This window comes from Duganella sp. P38 (assembly GCF_050859475.1).
Taxonomy (GTDB): domain Bacteria; phylum Pseudomonadota; class Gammaproteobacteria; order Burkholderiales; family Burkholderiaceae_D; genus Rugamonas.
The window spans coordinates 809,978-831,915 of sequence record NZ_CP193936.1 but is presented as its reverse complement, the minus strand read 5'-3'; the positions used below and the strand labels follow the sequence as shown (position 1 = coordinate 831,915).

General features: G+C 66.2%; 15 protein-coding genes, 1 tRNA gene and 4 pseudogenes. 3 read left to right on the top strand and 17 right to left on the bottom strand.

From position 1 onward, the window contains the following. Window positions 1-36 precede the first annotated feature (36 nt). The 8 genes and pseudogenes from ACRQ5J_RS03785 to ACRQ5J_RS03750 all read right to left on the bottom strand — a co-directional run bounded on the left by ACRQ5J_RS03785 (window position 37) and on the right by ACRQ5J_RS03750 (window position 7,158). Window positions 37-1,305: pseudogene (locus ACRQ5J_RS03785) on the bottom strand (amidohydrolase). A 10-nt stretch (window positions 1,306-1,315) separates the two neighbouring features. Beyond that, window positions 1,316-1,896: pseudogene (pth, locus tag ACRQ5J_RS03780) on the bottom strand (aminoacyl-tRNA hydrolase). An 81-nt stretch (window positions 1,897-1,977) separates the two neighbouring features. Further along, window positions 1,978-2,564: pseudogene (locus ACRQ5J_RS03775) on the bottom strand (50S ribosomal protein L25/general stress protein Ctc). Window positions 2,565-2,695: 131 nt separating this feature from the next. Further along, window positions 2,696-3,646 (bottom strand): ribose-phosphate pyrophosphokinase, encoded by a 951-nt coding sequence (locus ACRQ5J_RS03770; RefSeq protein WP_432381189.1) that lies wholly within the window; start codon window positions 3,644-3,646, stop codon window positions 2,696-2,698. A 150-nt stretch (window positions 3,647-3,796) separates the two neighbouring features. Then, window positions 3,797-3,873 (bottom strand) — tRNA-Gln (locus tag ACRQ5J_RS03765). Window positions 3,874-3,949: 76 nt separating this feature from the next. Beyond that, window positions 3,950-4,815 (bottom strand): annotated as a pseudogene (gene ispE / locus ACRQ5J_RS03760) (4-(cytidine 5'-diphospho)-2-C-methyl-D-erythritol kinase). A gap of 9 nt (window positions 4,816-4,824) precedes the next feature. Continuing rightward, window positions 4,825-5,433: an outer membrane lipoprotein LolB gene (locus tag ACRQ5J_RS03755; RefSeq protein ID WP_432381188.1), complete on the bottom strand. Its 609-nt coding sequence runs from the start codon at window positions 5,431-5,433 to the stop codon at window positions 4,825-4,827. After that, on the bottom strand, window positions 5,434-7,158 hold the full coding sequence (locus tag ACRQ5J_RS03750; RefSeq protein WP_432383577.1) for a tetratricopeptide repeat protein: 1,725 nt from the start codon (window positions 7,156-7,158) through the stop codon (window positions 5,434-5,436). Window positions 7,159-7,327: 169 nt separating this feature from the next. On the opposite strand from ACRQ5J_RS03750, the gene mutM reads away from it, so the two are divergent. Genes mutM through mutY form a run of 3 tightly spaced genes read left to right on the top strand, consistent with a single transcriptional unit; the run spans window position 7,328 to window position 11,253 of the window. Further along, complete coding sequence (mutM, locus tag ACRQ5J_RS03745; RefSeq protein WP_432381187.1) at window positions 7,328-8,167, top strand: bifunctional DNA-formamidopyrimidine glycosylase/DNA-(apurinic or apyrimidinic site) lyase; 840 nt, start codon at window positions 7,328-7,330, stop codon at window positions 8,165-8,167. A 13-nt stretch (window positions 8,168-8,180) separates the two neighbouring features. Then, window positions 8,181-10,109, top strand: a complete 1,929-nt coding sequence (locus ACRQ5J_RS03740) for a dynamin family protein (RefSeq protein WP_432383576.1) — start codon at window positions 8,181-8,183, stop codon at window positions 10,107-10,109. 13 nt (window positions 10,110-10,122) lie between these two features. Then, window positions 10,123-11,253, top strand: a complete 1,131-nt coding sequence (mutY, locus tag ACRQ5J_RS03735; RefSeq protein WP_432381186.1) for an A/G-specific adenine glycosylase — start codon at window positions 10,123-10,125, stop codon at window positions 11,251-11,253. Here mutY and ACRQ5J_RS03730 read toward each other — a convergent pair. From ACRQ5J_RS03730 to ACRQ5J_RS03690, 9 genes are all read right to left on the bottom strand, one after another. Continuing rightward, window positions 11,250-11,579 (bottom strand): hypothetical protein, encoded by a 330-nt coding sequence (locus ACRQ5J_RS03730; RefSeq protein ID WP_432381185.1) that lies wholly within the window; start codon window positions 11,577-11,579, stop codon window positions 11,250-11,252. The genes mutY and ACRQ5J_RS03730 overlap by 4 nt on opposite strands. Window positions 11,580-11,694: 115 nt before the next feature. Further along, window positions 11,695-12,831 carry a deoxyguanosinetriphosphate triphosphohydrolase gene (locus ACRQ5J_RS03725; protein WP_432381184.1) on the bottom strand — a complete coding sequence of 379 codons (1,137 nt, stop codon included), beginning with the start codon at window positions 12,829-12,831 and terminating at the stop codon, window positions 11,695-11,697. Window positions 12,832-12,833: 2 nt separating this feature from the next. Continuing rightward, window positions 12,834-14,477 (bottom strand): bifunctional shikimate kinase/3-dehydroquinate synthase AroKB, encoded by a 1,644-nt coding sequence (aroKB, locus tag ACRQ5J_RS03720; RefSeq protein ID WP_432381183.1) that lies wholly within the window; start codon window positions 14,475-14,477, stop codon window positions 12,834-12,836. Window positions 14,478-14,489: 12 nt separating this feature from the next. Beyond that, window positions 14,490-16,676: an Ig-like group 1 domain-containing protein gene (locus ACRQ5J_RS03715; RefSeq protein ID WP_432381182.1), complete on the bottom strand. Its 2,187-nt coding sequence runs from the start codon at window positions 16,674-16,676 to the stop codon at window positions 14,490-14,492. 31 nt (window positions 16,677-16,707) lie between these two features. Next, window positions 16,708-18,900 (bottom strand): type IV pilus secretin PilQ, encoded by a 2,193-nt coding sequence (gene pilQ, locus ACRQ5J_RS03710; protein ID WP_432381181.1) that lies wholly within the window; start codon window positions 18,898-18,900, stop codon window positions 16,708-16,710. Then, on the bottom strand, window positions 18,897-19,433 hold the full coding sequence (locus tag ACRQ5J_RS03705) for a pilus assembly protein PilP (RefSeq protein WP_432381180.1): 537 nt from the start codon (window positions 19,431-19,433) through the stop codon (window positions 18,897-18,899). The genes pilQ and ACRQ5J_RS03705 overlap by 4 nt, the downstream gene beginning before the upstream one ends. Beyond that, complete coding sequence (locus ACRQ5J_RS03700) at window positions 19,430-20,107, bottom strand: type 4a pilus biogenesis protein PilO (RefSeq protein WP_432381179.1); 678 nt, start codon at window positions 20,105-20,107, stop codon at window positions 19,430-19,432. The genes ACRQ5J_RS03705 and ACRQ5J_RS03700 overlap by 4 nt, the downstream gene beginning before the upstream one ends. After that, on the bottom strand, window positions 20,107-20,718 hold the full coding sequence (locus tag ACRQ5J_RS03695) for a PilN domain-containing protein (protein WP_432381178.1): 612 nt from the start codon (window positions 20,716-20,718) through the stop codon (window positions 20,107-20,109). Before ACRQ5J_RS03695 ends, ACRQ5J_RS03700 begins: the two co-directional genes overlap by 1 nt. After that, a complete protein-coding gene (locus ACRQ5J_RS03690; RefSeq protein WP_432381177.1) occupies window positions 20,718-21,800 on the bottom strand; it encodes a pilus assembly protein PilM in 1,083 nt (360 codons plus the stop codon). The genes ACRQ5J_RS03695 and ACRQ5J_RS03690 overlap by 1 nt, the downstream gene beginning before the upstream one ends. Window positions 21,801-21,938 lie beyond the last annotated feature (138 nt).

The following is a 21,938-nucleotide window of genomic DNA, read 5'->3' as shown; positions in this document are numbered from 1 at the left end:
TGAGCCCGTGTGCGAATGTCAGACCTGACCCGGGGTTTATTTGGGCATCACGTTCATCACCGCCAGCGTCATCGCCTGGGCGGCGGTTTTGATCGACGGTTCGGGCACCGGCGCGTATTGCGGCGAGTGGTTGAAGGCGACCGGCTGGCCGCCCTTTCCGCCGCCGCCACCACTTTCGGGTCGTAGACGCCGGTGAAGAAGAAGACGCCCGGCACGCCCTGCTTGATGTACTGCGAGAAGTCTTCGCTGGCGGTCATCGCCGGCGCGCGCATGACGTTGGCCTCGCCAAAGGCTTTTTCCACACAGCTTCGGTGCGCGTGACCAGCGCCTGGTCGTTGTCGATGGCGGCGCCGCCCGGAATCAGCTCGACATCGGGCGCCGGCGCGTCGGCCATCGCGGCCGAGGCGTTGGCGATGCGGCGCACGCCGGCCAGGATTTTTCCCGCACCGCCGGCGTGTAGCTGCGGATCGTGCCGCGCACCTTGACCGTGTCCGGGATGATGTTGCCGACCGTGCCGCCGTTGATGGCGCCAATAGTCACAACGCCGAATTCCTTCGGGTCTTTTTCGCGGCTGATCACCGTCTGCACATCGACCACGAAGCGCGCGGCAATCGTGATCGGGTCCAGCGCCTTGTCCGGCGCCGAGCCGTGCCCGCCGCGCCCCTTGAAGGTGATTTCGATCGCGTCCGAATTCGACGACACCGCGCCGCTGTTGTAGCCGATGGTGCCGTAGGCCAGCGGCCACGAGTGCAGCGCGAAGGCGTAGTCGGGCTTGCCGAAGCGCGTGAACAGGCCGTCGTCCAGCATGGCCCTGGCGCCGGCGACGGTTTCCTCGGCCGGCTGGCCGATGAACATCAGCGTGCCCTTCCACTGCGATTTGAGCGTGACCAGCGCGCGCGCCGCGCCCAGCCAGGCCGTCATGTGGATGTCGTGGCCGCAGCTGTGGGCGGCGCCGTTCTTGCTGGCGTACGGCAGGCCCGATTTTTCCTCCATCGGCAAGCCGTCCAGCTCGGTGCGCACCAGCACCAGCGGGCCGGGACCGTTCTTGTAGATGGCCACCACGCCGGTCTTGCCGACTTTTTCCGTGACGTCAAAACCGATCTTGCGCATTTCGCCGGCCAGCCTGGCGGCCGTGCGGGTTTCCTGGAAGGCGATTTCCGGGTTGGCGTGCAGGTCCTTGTAGACCGCGTCCAGCTGCGGGTAGATGCCGTTGATGACGGCGCCGGCGTCCTGCGCCTGCGCCTGCGCAACGGCGCTGGCGGCGCTGGCGGCGGCCAGGAAGGCTATGATCGGTATGCGTTTCATCGGTTTCCTTTCAGTCGGTGTGCAACTTGGTGGTGGCGGCGGCAAATTCGCCCTTGATGATTTGCGGCAGGATCAGCAGCGATTTTTCGATCGCGCGCTCGATCAGGTCCTGGTCTTCGCGGCGCGGGCGGTGCAGCACGAAGTCGGCCACCTGCTGCGCCAGGTTCAGCGTGCGCGGGTGGCCGATGCCGAGGCGCAGCCGCCAGTAGTCTTGCGTGCCGAGCGCGGCGGTGATGTCCTTCAGGCCGTTGTGCCCGCCCGAGGAGCCGCCTTTTTCAGGCGGGCGATGCCGGGCATCAGGTCCAGCTCGTCATGGACCACCAGCACTTCGTCGGCGCCGATCTTGAAGAAGCGGCACAGCGCGCCGACCGACTGGCCGGAGCGGTTCATATAGGTCAGCGGCTGCAGCAGGTAGACGTCGTGGCCACCGATGCTGGCCTTGGCGTACATGGCGTTGTATTTGGCGTCGCGCTGCAGGCGCGCGCCGCTGTCGTTGGCGAGGTTGTCGACCAGCCAGAAGCCGGCGTTGTGGCGGGTTTGTTCGTATTCTGGGCCGGGGTTGCCGAGGCCAACGATAAGACGGATAGGCATGGAAAGCGCGTGAAATAAAATAATTATGGCAAAAAAACCCGCCAGCGGCGGGTTTCTTCATCCGGGGAGCAATTCCCTGAATTATTCAGCAGCGGCGTCAGCCGAAACTTGGCCAGCTGGTACCGAAGCGGTAGCGATGGTCAGGTTGTTGCCGTGGGTAACAGCGGTCACGCCTTTTGGCAGCGACAGGTCGGCAACGTGCACCGAGTGGCCAACGTCCACGTTGGTCAGGTCAACGGTGATGAACTCTGGCAGGTCGCCTGGCAGGCATTCGATTTCCAGTTCGTTGGCAACGTGGCTGATGGTCGCGCCGTGCAGTTTGACTGCTGGCGAGATTTCGGCGTTCACGAAGTGCAGCGCGACTTTGGCGTGCAGTTTTTTGTTGGCGTCAACGCGCTGGAAGTCAGCGTGCAGAACCAGTTGCTTGAATGCGTGCATCTGGAAGTCGCGCAGCAGAACTTTCTCTGCCTTGCCGTCGATTTCCAGGTCCAGGATCGACGAGTGGAACGCTTCTTTTTCAGAGCGTGGAACAGGGCGTTGTGGTCCAGGGCGATCGCTACTGGGGCTTCGGTGCCGCCGTAGATGATGCCAGGGGTTTGGCCCGAGTTACGCAGGCGGCGGCTCGCTCCGGAACCCTGCAGTTCGCGTTTGAAGGCTACTACTTTCATGTGATACTCCAATAAATAACAGGACTTGCGCCCCGTGTTATGAAGCGCCCCGCGACCAGGCGCGCTTCGGGAAAAACGGCGCGCCCGGCAAATACCGGGCGCGCCGTCTGAAAAATGTGGTCGCCGGCTGTTTAGTCGACGAACAGGGAGATCACGGAATCGCCCTTGATGATGCGTTTGAACGTTTCCGCCAGCAGCGGTGCGCAGGTCAGCTGACGGATCTTGCCGCATTGCTTGGCGGCGTCGGACAGCGGAATCGTGTCGGTCACCACCAGTTCGTCCAGCGACGAGCTGTTGATGCGGTCGATTGCCGGGCCGGACAGCACCGGGTGGGTGCAATACGCGATGACTTTCTTGGCGCCTCGCTCTTTCAGCACTTCGGCGGCCTTGACCAGCGTGCCGGCGGTGTCGACCATGTCGTCCATGATCACGCAGTTGCGGCCTTCGACGTCGCCGATGATGTTCATCACTTCGGAAACGTTGGCTTTCGGACGGCGCTTGTCGATGATGGCCAGGTCGCAGCCGAGGCGTTTGGCCAGCGCGCGCGCGCGCACCACGCCGCCGACGTCTGGCGACACGACCAGCAGGTCTTCGTTGTGCTTTTTCTGCAGATCGCTCAGCAGGATGGGCGAAGCGTAAATATTGTCGACCGGGATGTCGAAGAAGCCCTGGATCTGGTCCGCGTGCAGATCCATGATCAGGACGCGCTCGACGCCGGCTTCTTCCAGCATGTTGGCGACCACTTTGGCCGAGATCGCAACGCGCGCCGAACGTGGGCGGCGGTCTTGACGGGCGTAACCAAAGTAAGGAATCGCAGCGGTGATACGACCGGCCGATGCACGTTTCAGGGCGTCCACCATCAGGATCAGTTCCATCAGGTTGTCGTTGGTGGGCGCGCAGGTCGATTGCAGCACGAACACGTCTTTACCGCGGACGTTTTCGTTGATTTCAACCATGACTTCGCCGTCCGAGAATTTCGAAACGTTCGCTTTGCCGAGGGGGATGCCGAGATTTTTTGCGACTCCCTCTGCCAACGCAGGATTAGCGTTGCCGGTAAAAACCATCAGGTTTTCGTAAGCCATTGGGATTCCAGAGAAGTTGTAGAAGATTCTTTGACGTGCCAGCGCAAGCAACGCGGCACCGAACTAAATGGAATGAGGCGCATCGTGCGCCTCACTTTTTGCTCTATCTGGCCGGAGACTAGTGCCTCGACGGTTCCAGATACAAACGAATGGCAGGGGAACAAGGATTCGAACCTTGGTATGCCGGAATCAAAATCCGGTGCCTTAACCAGCTTGGCGATTCCCCTACGCAACTGACTGCTCGTCGTTACAGGCCGATATTATACAGCCATTTTCACGCTTCGCAAAATCTTTTTTGCCGCCTCACAACTTCTCAGTGATCGGATGCCGTTTCAGCGCCTTGGCTTTCCAGGCTTTCCACCGCGCCGGCACTTTTGCAAGTACCGCATCGGCGTCCGCCTCGGTTGCTACCGCACTGAACACACATGCACCGGAGCCAGTCATCCTGGCGTCACCGTAAGCACCGAGCCATTCTACCGCTTCTGCCACCGGCGGGAATAACTTCGTTGCTACCTGTTGCAAGTCGTTCTTTCCAAACCCCAACGTGATGGAGTGGCTGGAAAAGTCCGTTATATTAACGAGCGGCGTGCTTCTTGTCAAATGTTCTGAACCAAAAATTGCAGCGGTCGGCACCATGACGCCCGGCTCGATGACGACATACCAACATTCCGGCGCGCTCACCGGTTGCAGCGCCTCGCCCACGCCCTCGGCAAACGCGGTTTCGCCGAAGATGAAGAACGGGATGTCGGCGCCCAGCGGCAGGCCCAGGTCCATCAGTTCCTGCTTGCTCAGGCCGGCGTTCCACAGCTGGTTCAGCGCCATCAGCGTGGTGGCGGCGTCGGACGAGCCGCCGCCGACGCCGCCGCCCATCGGCAGCACTTTCTCGATCGCGATGTCGACGCCGCGCGGCAAGGCGCCGCTGCGGCGCAGCACCTCGGCCTGCAACAGCCGGCGGCGCGGATGATCAGGTCGCTCTCCTCCGGGACGCCCGGCAGCTCGGTCACGCGCCGCAAGGCGGTGTCGTCGCGCAGCGTGAAATGCAGCGTGTCGCCGTGGTCGATCATCTGGAACACGGTTTGCAGCAGGTGGTAGCCGTCGGCGCGGCGGCCGTTGACGTGCAGGAACAGATTGAGCTTGGCCGGGGCCGGGCAGTTTTTGAGTGCGTTCATGCCGGCATTTTACTGTTGCTGCGGACGGATGACGATGCGGATCTGCATGTCATCGACGGCCTCGCCCAGCACGATGCGGGTGGCGTCGATGCGCTTGGGCTGCGGCACGGCGGCCTGGTCGTCCTGCCAGCTCACGTATTCCAGCTTCCAGCCGTCGCGCGTGATGACGTTGTCGTTGGACGGCGAGGCCACGAAGCGCTTGCCGTCGCGGCCGGTGGCATAGCCCTGCAGCCAGTCGCGCAGGCCGGACACCGGCAGCGTCCAGCCCAGCGTCTGCGCGGTCAGCGTGTCGAGGTTGGGCGCGCTCTTCGGCGGCTTGCCGCTTTCGGTCAGCGTGGCCGAGGTCGGCGTGACCTTGATCACGGCCACCGTCTGCCCGGTCGGCGAGATCAGGCTGACGTCGGTACTGGCGCTGGTTTGCTTCCAGGTGAAGCTGCCGTTCAGCGGCTCCTTCCTGCCGTCGCGGGTGTAGCTGATGAAGATGCCGCCGGCCAGCTCGATATTGTCCTGGTAGGCCGCCACGGCGGCGCCGGAGCGCGGCGCGGAAGCGGTGGTGGCGCAGCCGGCCAGGGCGGCCAGCGTGGCGAGGGAGGCGGCGAGGATCAGTGGTCGTATCATTTAAAGGCTTTGGTTCAGGCGCGCCAGGGTGGTCTTCAGCGCATCGTTTTTCGGATCTTTGGCGTGGGCTTCCTTCCACAGCGCTTGCGCGCCGGCGAGGTCGCCCTTGGCGAACAGCACTTCGCCCAGGTGCACGGCGATTTCCGGATCGGCGCGCACGGCGTAGGCGCGGCGCAGGTAGGATTCGGCCTCGGCCAGATTACCCATGCGGTACAGCACCCAGCCCATGCTGTCCATGATGAACGGGTCGCCCGGCGCCATCTGCAAGGCCTTGTCGATCAGCGCATAGGCTTCCGGCAGGCGCTCGTTGCGCTCGGCCAGCGAATAGCCCAGCGCGTTGTAGGCGTGCTGGTTGTCCGGCGCGGCGATCATCACCTGGCGCAGCGCTTTTTCCATCAGCGCGACGTCGCCGAGCTTTTCCGCCACCAGCGCGAAATCGTACAGCAGGTCCGGGTTGCCCGGATAGCGCTTGGTGGCGTTTTCCAGCACCACGAAGGCGGTGCGGTGGTCGCCGGCGTCGCGCAGCAGCTGGGCATCGGTCTGGAACACCTGCGCCTGATCGTCGGGGTTCGACGGCCGGAGTTCCTCCAGCTGCTTGCGGGCTGCGTCGAGATTGCCCTTGCGGGCGGTCAGCACCGCCATTTTCAGGCGCGCGGCCAGGTAGACTTTTTCATCGCCCGAGTCGATCTTGGCCAGCCAGCCGATGGCGGCGTCGACGTCGCCGCGCTGCTCGGCAATTTGCGACAGGGCGTGCAGCACCTTGGCCGGATCGCGCTCGTCGTCCGGGTGGTCCTGCAGCACGCTGATAAAGCGGGTGAAGTGTTTCTCCGCCGCCGGCAGGTCGTCGGCGCTGACCGCGATCACGCCCAGCGCGTACAAGGTGGCCAGGTTGTCGGGCTGGTCCTTGAGCAACAGCTCGAATTGCTTGCGGGCCTCGCCGATCTGCTTGTTGTCGGCCAAGATGCGGCCGTAGGCGGCGCGCACCTCGTGGGCCTTCGGGTACTTTTGCAGGAAACGGTCCAACTGCTTGATGGCGGCGTCGATGTCGCCGGACACCTGCGCGCTGGTCAGCGCGGCCAGTTCGGAATCGGGCTTGATGGCCAGCGCCTTGGCGGCCTCTGCGCGCGCGCGGGCCTGGTCGTTGAGGGCGAACGCGCCTTGCGCCAGGATCAGGTGAGCCTCCACCGTGTCCTCATACGGCATCAGCACGCGCTCCTCCAGCTTGAAGGCGGCCGCCTTGTCCTTGGCGCGCAGCAGCATCTGCTGCATCTGGAACATCACCATCGGCCGCGCCGACGGCGGCGCCTTCTTCAGGCGCTGCTCGAACACGGCTTCCGCTTCGCCGAGGTCGTCGGCGGTGACGGCGAAGCCGAGGAACAGCTGCGCCGCCTCGTCCGACTCCGGCGCCAGGCTGCGCCACAGGCGGATCGCCGCCATGCCCTCGTCCGGCTGCTTGGCGGTCAGCGCCATTTCGGCGGCGCGCCGCGCCAGGCGCGGATCGCGGGTTTGCTGCGCCAGCGCCATCATGGTGATGTACGGGCCCTGCCAGTTGCCGTTCTTGAATTCCAGTTCGGCCTTGGTGATGCGGAACAGCAGGTCGCCGGTCAGCTCGGTGTTCGGCAGCGGGTCCGACGCCACCGCAGCCGCGGCCGGATTCTGCCCGGCGGCCGGCTCGGCGGCGGACCCGGCCGGCTTGTGCGGCGCGATAGCGCACGCCGACAGCATGGCTGAGAGGGTTACAATGGCGAAAGCGTTTTTCAAAGGTGATCCTGACTGGTCTGCAAAGGTCGTCAAATTTTACGCCGAACCCACGGCGGGCGGAGTTTGACTAGTGTAACCAAATATTCTGCGCCGGCCAGATTCGCCCCTCTTTCCTCTCTCTTCAGCCAGACAGATGCCAGAATTACCAGAAGTCGAAGTTACCCGGCGCGGCGTCGCGCCCCATGTCGAAGGCCGCATCGTGCGCAACGTGGTGCTGCGCCGCGCCGGCCTGCGCTGGCCCTTCCCCGCCGCGCTGCCGCAGTTGCTGGCCGGACGCAAGGTGCTGGGCACGGGCCGGCGCGGCAAGTACCTGCTGGTGCATTTCGAGCACGGCACGCTGATCATCCATCTCGGCATGTCCGGCCACCTGCGGGTGATGGGCGCCGGCCTGGCGCCGGAGAAACACGACCATTTCGATCTGGAAGTCGAAGCGGCCGACGGCCAGGGGCCGCAGGTGCTGCGCATGAAAGACCCGCGCCGCTTCGGCGCGGTGCTGTGGCATGACGCCGGCGACGGCGAGCTGGAACACCACATTCTGTTGCGTGAACTGGGCGTTGAACCGCTGGAAGCTGGCTTCAGCGGCAAATTGCTGTACGATCAGACTCGGCAGCGCAGCGCGCCCGTCAAGCAGGTGCTGTTGGCCGGCGATATCGTCGTTGGCGTCGGCAATATTTACGCGTCAGAAAGTTTATTTCGCGCAGGAATTAACCCGAAGACGCCGGCCAGGCGCATCAGCCTGGCGCGCTACGAGAAGCTGGCCCAGGCCATCCGCGAGATCCTGGCCGAAGCCATCGTGCAAGGCGGCAGCACGCTGCGCGACTTTATTAGCGTCAACGGGCAGTCCGGGTATTTCCAGCAGACATATTTCGTCTATGATCGGGCTGGTGTGCCGTGCCGCGTGTGCGCAGCGCCGATACGCCAGATCAAGCAGGGACAGCGATCCACTTTTTATTGCGTGAATTGCCAAAAATAAGGGCCGGCAGATGATGGTCAGGGATTTCGAACAGTACAGCGCCTGGCGGCAGGGCGTGGTCACCGCGCTGAAAAATTATCAGGCGTGGATGGCGGACGCGTCCCTGAGCGATGCCGCCACCGAGCAGCGCATCGTGCGCAACCTGGCGCGGCTGGAGGACGATAAGCTGTCGGTGGCCTTCGTGGCTGAATTCTCGCGCGGCAAATCCGAGCTGATCAACGCGATCTTCTTTGCCGAGTACGGCCAGCGCATCCTGCCGTCGGCGGCCGGCCGCACCACCATGTGCCCGACCGAGCTGCAATGGGACGCCAACCTGGCGCCGTCGATCCGCCTGCTGCCGATCGAGACGCGCGCCGACAACCTGTCCACCAGCGATTACCGCGAGCAGCCGGGCGCCTGGACCGTGCTGCCGCTGAACCTGGACGCCGGCGGCGAGATGCAGGAGGCCTTCAAGCAGGTCAGCAAGACCCGCTACGTGCCGGTGGACGAAGCCAGGCGCTACGGCCTGTACGACGCGGACGACCCCGACATGCCGGTCACGCTGGACGAGCACGGCAACGTCGAGATTTCGCTGTGGCGGCACGCCATCATCAACTTCCCGCATCCGCTGCTCAAGCAGGGGCTGGTGATCCTCGACACGCCCGGCCTGAACGCCATCGGCACCGAGCCGGAGCTGACGCTGAATCTGATTCCGAACGCGCACGCCGTGCTGTTCATCCTGGCCGCCGACACCGGCGTGACCAAGAGCGATATCGAAGTCTGGCGCAACCACATCGGCGCCGGCGCCGGCCGGCTGGTGGTGCTGAACAAGATCGACAGCATGTGGGACGAGCTGCGCAGCGAGGACGACATCAACGCCGAGATCGAGCGGCAGCAGGCCCATGTGGCGCACACGCTGTCGCTGGAGCCGCGCGCGGTGTTTCCGGTGTCGGCGCAGAAGGCGCTGGTGGGCAAGATCAACCACGACGTCGCCTTGCTGGCGCGCAGCCGCCTGCATGCGCTGGAGGGGGCGCTGTTCAACCAGCTGATTCCGGCCAAGAAGGAAATCGTGCGCAAGCAGCTGGCCGAGGAATTGCAGGCGCTGAACGCGGCGCAGACGGGCATGCTCAACACGCGGGCGCGCGGCATCGTCGAGCAGCTGCACGAGCTGCGCAGCCTGCGCGGCAAGAACCAGAGCGTGATCGCGCACATGATGCGCCGCATCGATGTGGAGAAGCGCGAATTCGACGCCAGCCTGTTCAAGCTGCAGGCCACGCGCGCGGTGTTCACGCGGCTGTCGACCGAGCTGTACACCTGCATGGGCATGGACATCGTGCGCGACGATATCGAGCTGGTGCGCGAGGAAATGCAGCGCAGCCGCTTCTTCATCGGCGTGCGCGACGCCGTGCGCGGTTACTTCGAGCGCACCCACGCCAACCTCGACGCGGCCGAGCGCAAGACCATCGAGATCACCGAGATGATGGGCGTGATGTACCGCCGCTTTTCTGCCGAACACGGCTTGACTTTGGCGCTGCCGATGCCATTTTCGCTGGAGCGCTACCGCGCCGAGCTGGCCTCGATCGAGGCGATTTATTCGAAGACCTTCGGCACTGCCACCCTGATCACCACCAGCCGCGTCACGCTGATGGAAAAATTTTTCGACACCATCGCCTCGCGCGTGCGCGGCTGCTTCAAGTCGGCCAACAACGACGCCGAAGCGTGGCTGAAGGTCATCATGGGGCCGCTGGAGGCGCAGATCCGCCAGCACAAGGATCAGCTGAAGCACCGGCTGGCGTCGATCCAGCGCATCCATGACGCCACCGATAGCCTGGAACAGAAGATCGAGGCTTTCGAGCGCAACCAGCGCGAGCTGGAGGAGCAGAAAGCGCGTTTGAATGAGTTGGCCGGCGCCATCGGCGCCGCCATTGGCGCGGAGTTTGTGGCGCTGGACGCCGCCGCCTAACGTTAGGAACAGCATGAAAGTTGTAGCAGTAGAAAATTTTGCAGATCCGAGTTTCTCGGCCGACCTGATCGGCTGGCAGAAAATCCATGGCCGCCATGCGCTGCCGTGGCAAAACACCCGCGATGCGTATCTGATCTGGCTGTCGGAGATCATGTTGCAGCAGACGCAGGTGTCGGCCGTGCTCGGTTACTACGCGCGCTTCCTGGCGCGCTTCCCGACGCTGCGCGACCTGGCCGCGGCGCCGGTGGAAGAGGTAATGGCGCAGTGGAGCGGCCTGGGCTACTACACGCGCGCGCGCAATCTGCACAAGTGCGCGCAGCAGGTGGTGGCCGAGTATGACGGCGTGTTCCCGTCCGATCCGCTGTTGCTGGCCGAGTTGCCGGGCATCGGCCGGTCGACGGCGGCGGCGATCGCGGCGTTTTCCAGCGGCCGGCGCGCGGCCATCATGGACGGCAACGTCAAGCGCGTGTTCGCGCGCGTGTTCGGCATCGACAGTTATCCGGGCGAGAAGAAAACCGAGGAAGCCATGTGGCGGCGCGCCGAGGCGCTGTTGCCGGAGCAAGGCATCGAGGCCTACACGCAGGGGCTGATGGACATGGGCGCGACGCTGTGCACGCGCAGCAGCCCGTCGTGCGAGCGCTGCCCGATGCAGCCGCGCTGCGTGGCCTTTGCCACCGGCCGCACCAGGGAGCTGCCGGTGCGCAAGCCGAAGAAGGCGACGCCGGAAAAGCATGCGGTGATGCTGGCGATGGTCGATGGCGGACAGGTGCTGCTGGAACAGCGTCCGCCGACCGGCATCTGGGGCGGCCTGCTGTCGCTGCCGGAGCTCGACGGCCATGTGGCGGCCGCGGACGACGGGGCGCCGGCCGCCGACCACGACGCGCTGGCGCTGGCGGCGAGCCGCTTTGGCGAGATGGAATCCTACGAACGGCTGAGCACGGTGACGCATGTGTTCACGCACTACAAGCTGCACATCGCGCCGTATCGGGTGACGCTGGCGCGGCGGCAGGCGCTGGCGGCGCCGAGCGGCCACGTCTGGCTCGACGCCGCCGCCGTCCCCGGCGCCGCCCTGCCCGCGCCGGTGAAAAAACTGCTGCTGGAGCTGATGGGCGACCGCCGCGAGGCGCAGCAGCGCATGTTCTAAAGGTATTTGATGGCGGCGACCGCCATCGCGGCCACGCTGAGTTGCGAGGCGAACATCCATTTCAGCATGGTGGCGGTCAAGCGGTCGATCCTGGCGGTCATTTCCTTGCGCAGAACATCGATCCTGGCGGTCATTTCCTCGCGTAAAACATCGATCCTGGCGTTCATGTCCTGGCGCACGACATCGATCTTGGCCTCGGTTCTGGCGAAGCCGACCCGCACTTCGGCGCGCAGGTCCGCAAACTCGTCCCGCCGCACGTAGTTGGACTGGATGACGGCGACATCCGTTTCCAGTGCGCCAACCCGCTCGCTGACATGCTGATCCATGATCTGCCTCCTCGGACAACCAGCCGCGGTGCTTTTCGTCCCGCGATGACGTGGTGTCATCATCGGCCGCGCATGGAGGCAGGTCAAGCTGAACGCGTGGGAAAGTTGAGCAAGCTCAGAGTTCGTCCAGCGAGAACAGGCGGCGGTGTTCGCGGATCGCGTAACGGTCGGTCATGCCGGCGATGTAGTCGGCGATCTTGCGCGCCTGCTTGTTGATGTCGCCCGACTTGTCCTGGTAATCCGGCGGCAACAGCACCGGCTCGGCCATGAAGGAATCGAACAGCTCGCGCACGATGCGGCTGGCCTTCACGCGCATGCGGTTGACCTTGTAGTGACGGTAGAGATTGGCATGGAGGAAGCGCTTCAGCTCGGTCGCATCCTTGCGCATGCCGTCCGAGAAGCGGATCAAAGGCGGCGCCGCCCGCACCTCGTCGATCGACGCCGGCGCCGCATCGGCAATGCGGGCGCTGGAGGTGACGATCAGATCGTCCGCCAGCGCCGTGATCAGCCGGCGCAAGGTCTCGTAAATCGCGCGCCGCCCCGACAGGCCCGGATACGCCTGCTGCACGTCGCGCCACAGCCGCGCGAAGAAATCCACCTGCTCCAGCTGGCCGATCGTAATCAGGCCGGAACGCAGGCCGTCATCGATATCGTGGCTGTTGTAGGCGATCTCATCGGCCAGATTGGTCAGCTGCGCCTCCAGCGACGGCTGGGTGCGGTCGATGAAGCGCTGCGCCACCGGTCCCAGCAACCTGGCGTTGTTCAGCGAGCAGTGCTTGAGTATGCCCTCGCGCGTCTCGAACATCAGGTTCAGGCCGTTCCAGGCGCCGTAGTGCTCCTCCAGCTCGTCGACCACGCGCAGGCTTTGCAGGTTGTGCTCGAAGCCGCCGTAGTCGTGCATGCACTCGTTGAGCACGTCCTGGCCGACGTGGCCGAACGGCGTGTGCCCGAGGTCGTGCGCCAGCGAAATCGCCTCGACCAGATCCTCGTTCAGCCGCAGGTTGCGCGCCATCGAACGGCCAATCTGCGCCACCTCCAGGCTGTGCGTCAGGCGGGTGCGGAACAGGTCGCCCTCGTGGTTGAGGAACACCTGCGTCTTGTACTCCAGCCGGCGGAAGGCCGACGAGTGGATGATGCGGTCGCGGTCGCGCTGGAACTGGCTGCGCGAGGCGTGCGCCGTCTCCGCGTGACGGCGGCCGACGCCGCCCTCGGAATGGGCGGCGTACGGGGCCAGGTAGTCTTCCGGCGCCATGCTTATACGCAGGCGGCCAGCGTGGCCAGCAGCAGTTCCGGCGGCGCGTTGGTGATCTTCGGCGCGCCCAGCGGATTCATCAGAATGAACTTGATGGCGCCGCCCTCGTTCTTCTTGTCGACCTCCATCGCCTCCAGCCACTTGTCGACGCCGAGGTCCGGCGCCCTGACCGGCAGGCCGGCGGCGGCGATCAGCGCCCGCACGCGCGCCACGGTCGCCGCGTCGACCAGGCCCATGCGCTGCGACAGATCGGCCGCCATCACCATGCCGCAGCCGACCGCCTCGCCGTGCAGCCGGGCGCCGTAGCCCATGCCGGCTTCGATCGCGTGGCCGAAGGTGTGGCCGAAGTTGAGGATGGCGCGCAGGCCGCCCTCGCGCTCGTCCTGGCGCACCACGTCGGCCTTGATTTCGCACGAACGGGCGATGGCGTAGGCCAGCGCGCCCTTGTCGCGCGCCATCAGCTTGTCCATATTCGCCTCGATCCACTCGAAGAACGGCAGGTCGATCACCGCGCCGTACTTGATGATCTCGGCCAGGCCGGCCGACAATTCGCGCGCCGGCAGCGTTTCCAGCGTCGCCGTGTCGGCGATCACCGCCCGCGGCTGGTAGAAGGCGCCGATCATATTCTTGCCCAGCGGGTGGTTGATGCCGGTCTTGCCGCCCACCGAAGAATCGACCTGCGACAGCAGCGTGGTCGGCACCTGGATGAAGTCGACGCCGCGCATATAGCTGGCGGCCGCGTAGCCGGTCAGGTCGCCGATGACGCCGCCGCCGAGCGCGATCAGCGTGGTCTTGCGGTCGGCCTTGTTTTGCAGCAAGGCGTCGAAGATCTGCATCAGGCTGGTCCAGTTCTTGAACTCCTCGCCGTCCGGCAGGATCACCGTGATTACTTGCTTTCCAGCACTACGCAAGCCGGCCTCGATCCGCTCCAGGTACAGCGGCGCCACGGTGGTGTTGCTGACGATGGCGACCTTGGCGCCGTGGACGTGGCGCGCCAGCGCGGCGCTGTCGTCCAGCAGTGCCGGGCCGATGGCAATCGGGTAGCTGCGCTCGCCCAGGTCTACGTTTAACAGGATGTTGGATTGTTCGTTCATCGATGGTTCGGCGTGGGTGGAACAGTTGGGCGCGGCCTCGCAGGCCATGCTTTCCAGCTGGTTCAAAATGGTCTGAACCATCGATTGTACGTTAGGACGGCCGGTGTCGATAACCAGGTCGGCAATTTCCATGTACAGCGGGTCGCGCACTTCCATCAACTCCTCCAGCTTGGCGCGCGGATCGGCCGTTTGCAGCAGCGGCCGGTTCTTGTCGTGCGCGGTGCGCTGCAGGATGCTGTTGACCGAGGCGCGCAGGTAGATGACGGTGCCGCGCGCCTTGAGGAAGGCGCGGTTGTCGGCGTTGAGGATGGCGCCGCCGCCGGTGGCCAGCACCAGGCCCTGCTGCGCGCTCAGTTCGCGGATGACGTCGGCCTCGCGGCGGCGGAAGCTGGCCTCGCCCTCGATTTCAAAGATCCACGGGATCGAGGCGCCGGTGCGGGCTTCGATCTCGTGGTCCGAATCTATAAACGTCAGCCCCAGCTTGCGCGCCAGGATGCGGCCGATGGTGGTTTTCCCTGCCCCCATCAGGCCGACTAGAAACACATTTTGCATGCACGATCCAACTTATAACGGGTTACTGCACTGAGTCGACACCCCGTAAGGACTGTTCTCGCCGGGCGGGCGGACGTTCTGGGTAGAGTAATCGGTGCTTAATCCCATCAAGTGTACCAGAGAGGTGTAGCGCGACTCCGTGCCGCTGGCCTGGCCGCGTATCGTCAGGTTCACATCGAGCCAGTAGACGCGGTCGCGCGGGTACACCAGCGACACCGTGGCGCGGCCGCTGGCGTCGGTGGTGACCGCCGGCGTGACGCTGACCGGGATGCCGGGATCGAGCGCGCCGTTGCCGTTGACGTCCTCGCCGCTGTCGAGGATGCCGTTGTTGTTGAGGTCCTCGTTGGCGCAGGCGCTGCGCGCCGCCGGCGCCCACGGGCCGGGCGCCACATAGGTCAGGTAGCCCTTGTAGTAGGTGACCGGCAGCACCGAGGCGGTCAGGTTGACGCCGGGCACCGCATTGCCGGCGGCGTCGGTGACGAACACCGCGTAATCGGTCTGGTAGGTGGCCGGCGTCGGCGTGCCGACCGTGTTGCCGGTGCCGGCGCTGATGAACAGCGATCTCTGCGCCACCGTCAGCCGCGTCACCGCCGTGGCGCCGGAGCCACCCAGCAGGCGCGCCTCGATCTGCACGCCGTCGGTCGGCGTGACCGAGGCGCCGGCGATGAAGCTGGTGGTGGCGGCGCCGTCGGCGCCGCTGATCACCTGCGCCGGCTGGGTCAGCGCGCCGCCGCTCGGGTCGGCGAGGATGGAGAAGGCCACGCTGGCGCCCTTGACCAGGTTGTTCTGCGCCGTGCCGTCGCGCACCACGGCGCGCAGCGTGGCCTGCTGGCTGCTGCTGCCGGCGGTGTTGGCCGCCACCACGGCCGGGTCGGCCTGCACACTGATGGTCGACTGCGCGGTCAGCGGCGCATAGAATTCCAGCACCGCCTGGGTGGTCTGGCCGCCGCCGCTGGCGGTCAGCGTCGCCACGCCGGGCCCGGACGCGTCGACATGGGCGCTGGCGGCGCCGCCGCTCAGCGCCAGCGCGCCGCTCAGCGGCGTGCTGCAGCCGGCGTCGCTGTAGACGGTGCCGCGCGAGGTGCTGAGCGTGACGCTGGCGCCCGGCGCGTTGCTGACGGCCACCTGCAGGCACGCGCCGATGGCGGCCGAGGCGACCGGGTTGCCGCCGCCGTCGAGCACGCGCACGGCGAAGGTGGACGTATTGATGGCGACCCCGGCCGAGGCGATCTCGCCCATCGAGCGCACGGTGATGACGTCGGCGCTGCCGCCGCTGGCCAGGTAGCTCAGCACCAGCTGGCCGGCAGCGTTGGTGAGCGCCGCGCCGCCGCCCTTGACGCCCAGCGCGTTCGCATTGGAACTGTAGCTGACCGGCTTGCCGGCCAGCGCATTGCCGGCCGAGTCCACCAGCTTGACCGTGACATCGGTGGCGGCGCCGACATTGACGGTCGGCGCCGCGTTGACCGTCAGCGTGTTGCCGGCCACGTTGACCACGGTGCTGGCCGGCGTGGCGCCGGGCACGCTGGCGGTCACCTTGATGGCGCGCGAAGTCGCATCGCCGCCGACGCCCAGTTTCTCGGTGACGATGCCGCTGGCGTTGGTGACGCGGTTGGTCAGCGTCAGGCTGCCGGAATCGGCGCTGAGGTTCACGGTCACGCCCGGCATGACGGTGTTATTGGCGTCGCGCACCAGCGCGCTGACCGTCACCTCGGTGCCGGCCACGCCGGCCGACGCCAGCGACCCTTTATCGGTGGTCAGCGTCAGCGTCGGCGTGCGCGCCGGCGTGGCGTCGACCACCTTGACCGTGATGACGCTGGAACGGGCATTGCCGGCGCTGGCGGTGATGCTGATGTCGCGGAGCGTCGCGTCGCCCTTGACGCTGAGCTTTTCCACCACCTCGCCGGCGCTGTTGGTCAGCCGGTTGCTGCTGCTGACGGTGCCCGAGCTGGCGCTGAAGCTGACCGTCTCGTTGACCAGCGCGTTGCCGCCGGCGTCCTTGACGATGGCCGTCAGCGTCACCTCGGTGCCGTCCAGGCCGGACGAGGCGATGGTGGCAGCGCTGGCCGCCAGCGTCACGCTGGCGGCCCTGGATGGCGCCACCCCGTTGCTGTTGCTGCCCGGCGAGCCGCCGCCGCCGCCGCAGGCCGCGAGCAAGCCTGCGCAGGCCAGCGTCGCCAGCCAGTGTGTGTAGTTTTTCATCGAACGCGTCTCCTGCTAGCGTGGTTCAAGGTCAGCGCGCCGCCTGCGCGCGCTCGGTCACTATCTTCGGCGTGATAAACACCAGCAACTCCGTCTTGTCGTTGGTGCGGCTGTTGCTGCGGAACAAATAGCCGAGCACGGGCACGTCGCCCAGCAGCGGCACCTTGTCGGTGGTGCTGCGCTCGGTCTGCTGATAGATGCCGCCCAGCACCACGGTGCCGCCGTTGTCGACCATCACCTGGGTCTTCACGTGCTTGGTGTCGATGGCGAAGCCGGAGCGGGTTTCCTGGCCGACGCTGTCCTTGTTGACGTCGACATCGATGACGACATTGCCGTCCGGCGTGATCTGCGGCGTCACCTCCAGCCGCAAATTGGCCTTGCGGAACTGGATCGACGTGGCGCCGCTGCTGGTGGCCACCTGGTACGGCAGCTCGATGCCCTGCTCGATCAGCGCCACCGACTTGTCGGCGGTGATCACGCGCGGGCTGGAAATGATCTTGCCGGTGCCATCCTCCTCCAGCGCCGACAGCTCCAGGTTGAGGAAGCGGTTGGCGGCCGACGAGAACAGGCTGATCGCCAGGCTGCCGACCTGCGCGCCGTTGATATTGCCGGCAGGCAGATTGACGAACTGGGTGTTGCCGAAGCTGGCATCGCTGGCCGCCACCTGGCCGGTGGTCTGGCCGACGCCGGCCAGGTTGCCGCCGATGGCGACCCGGTTGTTGCCGTTGCCGATCTGGTAGCCGGCGTCGCCGCCGCGGATGGTGCGCAGGTCGGAAAAGCCCAGCTTGGCGCCGAGGTTGCGGGTGAAGGTGTCGCTGGCCTCGACGATGCGCGCCTCGATCAGCACCTGGCGGGTGGCGATGTCGGTCTTGGCGATCAGCCGGCGCACGTCCTCCAGCCTGGCAGCGATGTCGGTGACGAACAGCTGGTTGGTGCGCGGCTCGATGATGGCGCTGCCGCGCTTGGACAGGATGCGGTTCCTGGCGTCGCCGCCTTCGAGGCCGAACACGGTCCTGAAGGCCTCGGCCTTCTGGTAGTTCAGCTGGAAGATTTCCGACTTCAGCGGTTCAAGGTCGGCGATTTGCGCGCGCTGCTCCAGCTCCAGCTTTTCCTTGGTCAGCAGCTCTTCCTTGGGGGCGATCCAGATCACGCTGCCGTTCTTGCGCATGTCCAGCCCCTTCGCTTGCAGGATGACATCGAGCGCCTGGTCCCACGGCACGTCGCGCAGGCGCAGCGTCAGGTTGCCGGCCACGCTGTCGCTGGTGATGATGTTGAGGCCGGAGATATCGGCGATCGCCTGCAAGGCGGCGCGCACCTCGACGTTCTGGAAATTGAACGACAGCTTTTCGCCGCGATAGCCCTGCGAGCCCTGCGTCAGCCGGTGCGGGTCTTCCCTGACCGGCTTGACGTCGACCACCAGCTGCGTGTCGCTCTGGTAGACGGTCTGTTCCCACAGGCCGCGCGCCTCGATGCTCAGGCGCGCGTGCTCGCCGTGCGCCGTGGTCGTCACCAGCGCGACCGGCGTGCCGAAATCGCCCACGTCGAGCCTGCGGCGCAGCGCTTCCGGCACGCCGGTCTTGAGGAAATCGACCACCACGCCGGTGGGCGTCTGCCGCACGTCGGCCGCGACCTGGTTGCCGGGCAGGTCGACCACCACCCTGCCCTCGCCGTTGCCGCCACGGCGGAAGTCGATGGCGCGCAGCATCGGCCGGGTGTCGGCGGCGGGCGCGGCGCTGGCGGCGGGCAGGCCGCGGCTGTCGAGCGCCGTGGCGACGCCGCCGGAACCGTCGATGGTCAGGATCACCGCCTTGCCATCGATGGCGGTGGCGTGGCTGAGCGGGCGCTTCAGGTTGAACACCAGCCGCGCGCGCTCGCCGGCCTGCACCAGATTGACGCCGCGCAGGTCGCCCAGGTTGAATTCCAGCAGGTTCTTGCCGGTGGCGTTGGCGGTGGCGCCGAAGTCCAGCGCGATGCGCGCCGGATTGCTGATGGCAAAGCTGATCGGCAGCGCGGCCGGCGCCTGCCGCAGCGCGATCCTGACGATGACGCTGGCGCCCTGCTGGCTGGCGGTGATCGCTTCGATGGCGTTGGCGGCGGGCGGCGGCGTCTGCGCGCGCGCGGCGCCGGCCAGCTGCAAGGCCAACGTCAACGCGACGGCCCACGCCAGCGCAGGGGCCCAGGTGGCGGCGGTCCGGGCCCGCCTGGCCAGGGGATGAGCGGTCATTTGGTGGTCTCCTTGCTTTCCTGCAGCTCCAACCTGGACCTGCGCTCGACCCAGTCGCCGCTGGCGTCCTGGACGATTTCCTTGAGGTGGACGCTGTTCTCGTCAATGCTGGTGATCAGGCCATCGTTCTGCCCCAGGCGCTGCCCCTTGACCACCTGGTGCACGGCACGGTCGACCTGCAACACGGCATGCATCACGCCGCGCCGCTCGATGGTGCCGACCATCCTGATGGTGTCCAGCGGATAGCTCTCGAGCAGCTCCTTGCGGCGCCGCGGGTCCGGCTGGACGCCGTTGGCGCCGCCCTGCACGGCCTGCCGCTCCAGTTCGCTCATCAGCTTGCCGGGATTGAACGGGTCCGGCGCCTCCTTGTTGGCGTAGGCGAACGGCACAAAGGTCTTGGGTTCGGCCAGCGGCTTGACCCGCACCTTGGTCTGCGCATCGACCTCCTTCATCCAGGCGCGCACTTCCTGCACGTCGCTGTCGCCGCAGCCGGCCAGCAGGCACACCAGCAACAGGGCGGCGCGGGTGCTCATGATTTTTTCGCCGCCTTTTTCCTGTCGGCGGCGGCCTTGCGCTGTGCGGCCACCTCGTCCGGATCGAGGTAGCGGAAGGTCTTGGCCACCGCCTCCAGGGTCAGCGTGCCGTCCTTGCCGGCGGACAGCGCCAGGTTGTTGAGCGTGACAATGCGCGGCAGGTTGGCGATGTCGCCAGTGAAGGCGCCGATGTCGTGGTAGCTGCCGTTGATCTTGATATCGATCGGCAGCTCGGCGTAGTAGTCGCGGATCACCACCTGCTGCGGCTTGAACAGGTCGAACTGCAAGCCGCGGCCGGCGCCGGCCTGGTTGATGTCGGTCAGCAGCGCGGCCATCTCGGCCTTGCTCGGCAGCTGCTTTTGCAGGCGCTCGACGTAGCGGTCGACCTGGGCCTTCTGTGCGCGCAGCGCGTCCAGATTGATCGCCTGCTCGCTCTTGATCCGGTACGCGTCGCGCAGCCGGGTTTCCAGCAGCGCGCCGGCCTCCTGTTGCTCGAACTGCGAACTCCAGTAGCCGAAATAGCCGGCCGCGCACACGGCCGCCGTCACGCCGGCCGCGCACAGCAGGCGCGGCGCCAGCGGCCACTGGCCCGGATGCAGGCCGTTGAGGTCGCGGAACTGCGCGGCCAGCGCGGCGAACAGCGCGTTGAGTTCGATGTTGGCGCGCGCTGCCATCAGCTGCGCCCCCGCGGCTTGCCGCTGGCGCCGTCTTCCGGCCGCTCCTGCTCGCGCGGCCGCCTGATCAGCACGTTGAGGTTGAACTCCACCACCTTCTTCGCCGTCTTGCCCTGGCCGAGGCCGGTGGACTTGACCTCGATCAGGTCCGGCTTTTCCAGCCACGGCGAGGCCCCGGCCAGGTTGCGCAGCAGCTCGGACACGCGCTCCTGCGACTGCGCGTAGCCATTCACGGCCACCTTCTGCCCCTCCTGGCGGAAGGCTTTCAGATACACGCCGGGCGGGGTCTGCCTGACCAGCTCGTCCAGCAGGTAGACCGGCTGGTTGCGGTCGCCCTGCAAATCCTCCACCGCCTGCTGGCGCGCCTTCAGCGCCTCGATCTCCTGCTTCAACGTGGCGATCTCGACAATCTTTTTGTCGAGGCCGGCGATGGCGGTCTGCAATTCCTGGTTGCGCGCGTCCTGGATGCCGATGGCGCGCGCGTTGTAGCCGCCCACCAGCAGCACCACGCCGACGCCGACGATGGCGCCCAGCGCCAGCAGCGTGTAGAACGCTTGCTTCTTCTGGCGGCGCTTTTCCTCGCGGTGCGGGAGCAGGTTGATGCGTATCATCAGCCGAACCTCCGCAGCGCCAGGCCGCAGGCCACCAGATAGGCCGGCGCGTCCAGCCGCAGCTGCGCCGCGCGCACCGAGGAGGCCAGCTGCATGCCCTGGAACGGCGCGGCAACGGCGCCGGCGATGCGGGTGCGGCTGGCCACCAGGTCCAGCAGGCCGGGCATCAGCGCGCAGCCGCCGGCCAGGTACAGCTGGTCGACCCGGGTATAGGGCGTGGAGGTGTAGAAGAACTGGATGGCGCGCGTGACTTCCAGCGCGGCGCTTTCGAGGAAGGGCGTCAGCAGCTCGGCGTGGTAGTCGCCCGGCAGGTCGCCGGTTTTCTTGCGCGCCTCGGCCTCGTCGAACGACAGGCCGTAGCTGCGCACGATGTCCTGGGTCAGCGTGTTGCCGCCGAAAGGCTGCTCGCGCTCGTAGACGGTGGCGCCGTCGAGCATGACGGAAAGATGGGTGACGTGGGCGCCGATCTGGAACAGCGCGATCACCTGGCCGGCGCCGGCGTGCGGCATCTGGCCGATCACGCGCTCGAGCGCGGCGCGGGCGGCGTAGGACTCGATATCCATCACGGTGGCCTTGAGGCCGGACGCCTCGGCGATCGCCACCCGGTCCTCGACCTTCTCGCGGCGCGCGGCGGCCAGCATCACCTCGATATCATCGGCAGCGTTGGCGGCCGGGCCGATGACGTCGAAGTCGAGGCTGACCTCGTCCAGCGCGAACGGCAGGTACTGGCTCGCTTCGGACTCGACCTGGATTTCCAGCTGGTCTTCCGACATGCCGGCCGGCAGGATGATTTTCTTGGTGATCACCGACGCCGGCGGCATGCCGAGCGCGGCCAGGCGGGCGCGGGTGCCGCTTTTCTTCCACACGCGGCGGACCGCTTCGACCACTTGGTCGATGTTTTCGATATTGCCGTCGGTGACGGCGTTGCGCGGCAGCGGCTCGGCGGCGTAGCGTTCCAGCCGGTAGCCGGCGCCGGGCTTGCCCAGCGGCGCCAGCTCCACCAGCCGCACGCTGGAGGTGGAAATGTCGATGCCCACCAGCGGCGGGCTGCCCTGCCCCAGCAGCGCCTTGAGATCGATCATGCGCGTCCTCCGGCGCCATGGTGGCCACCCATCCTGCAACCCATCCGAAACGGAACTGTTTGCATAAAGGAAACTCGCTAGCAAGCTGCATCAGGAGGTCGACATCTGCCTGTACATTAAATCGCGCCAAATTAAGTG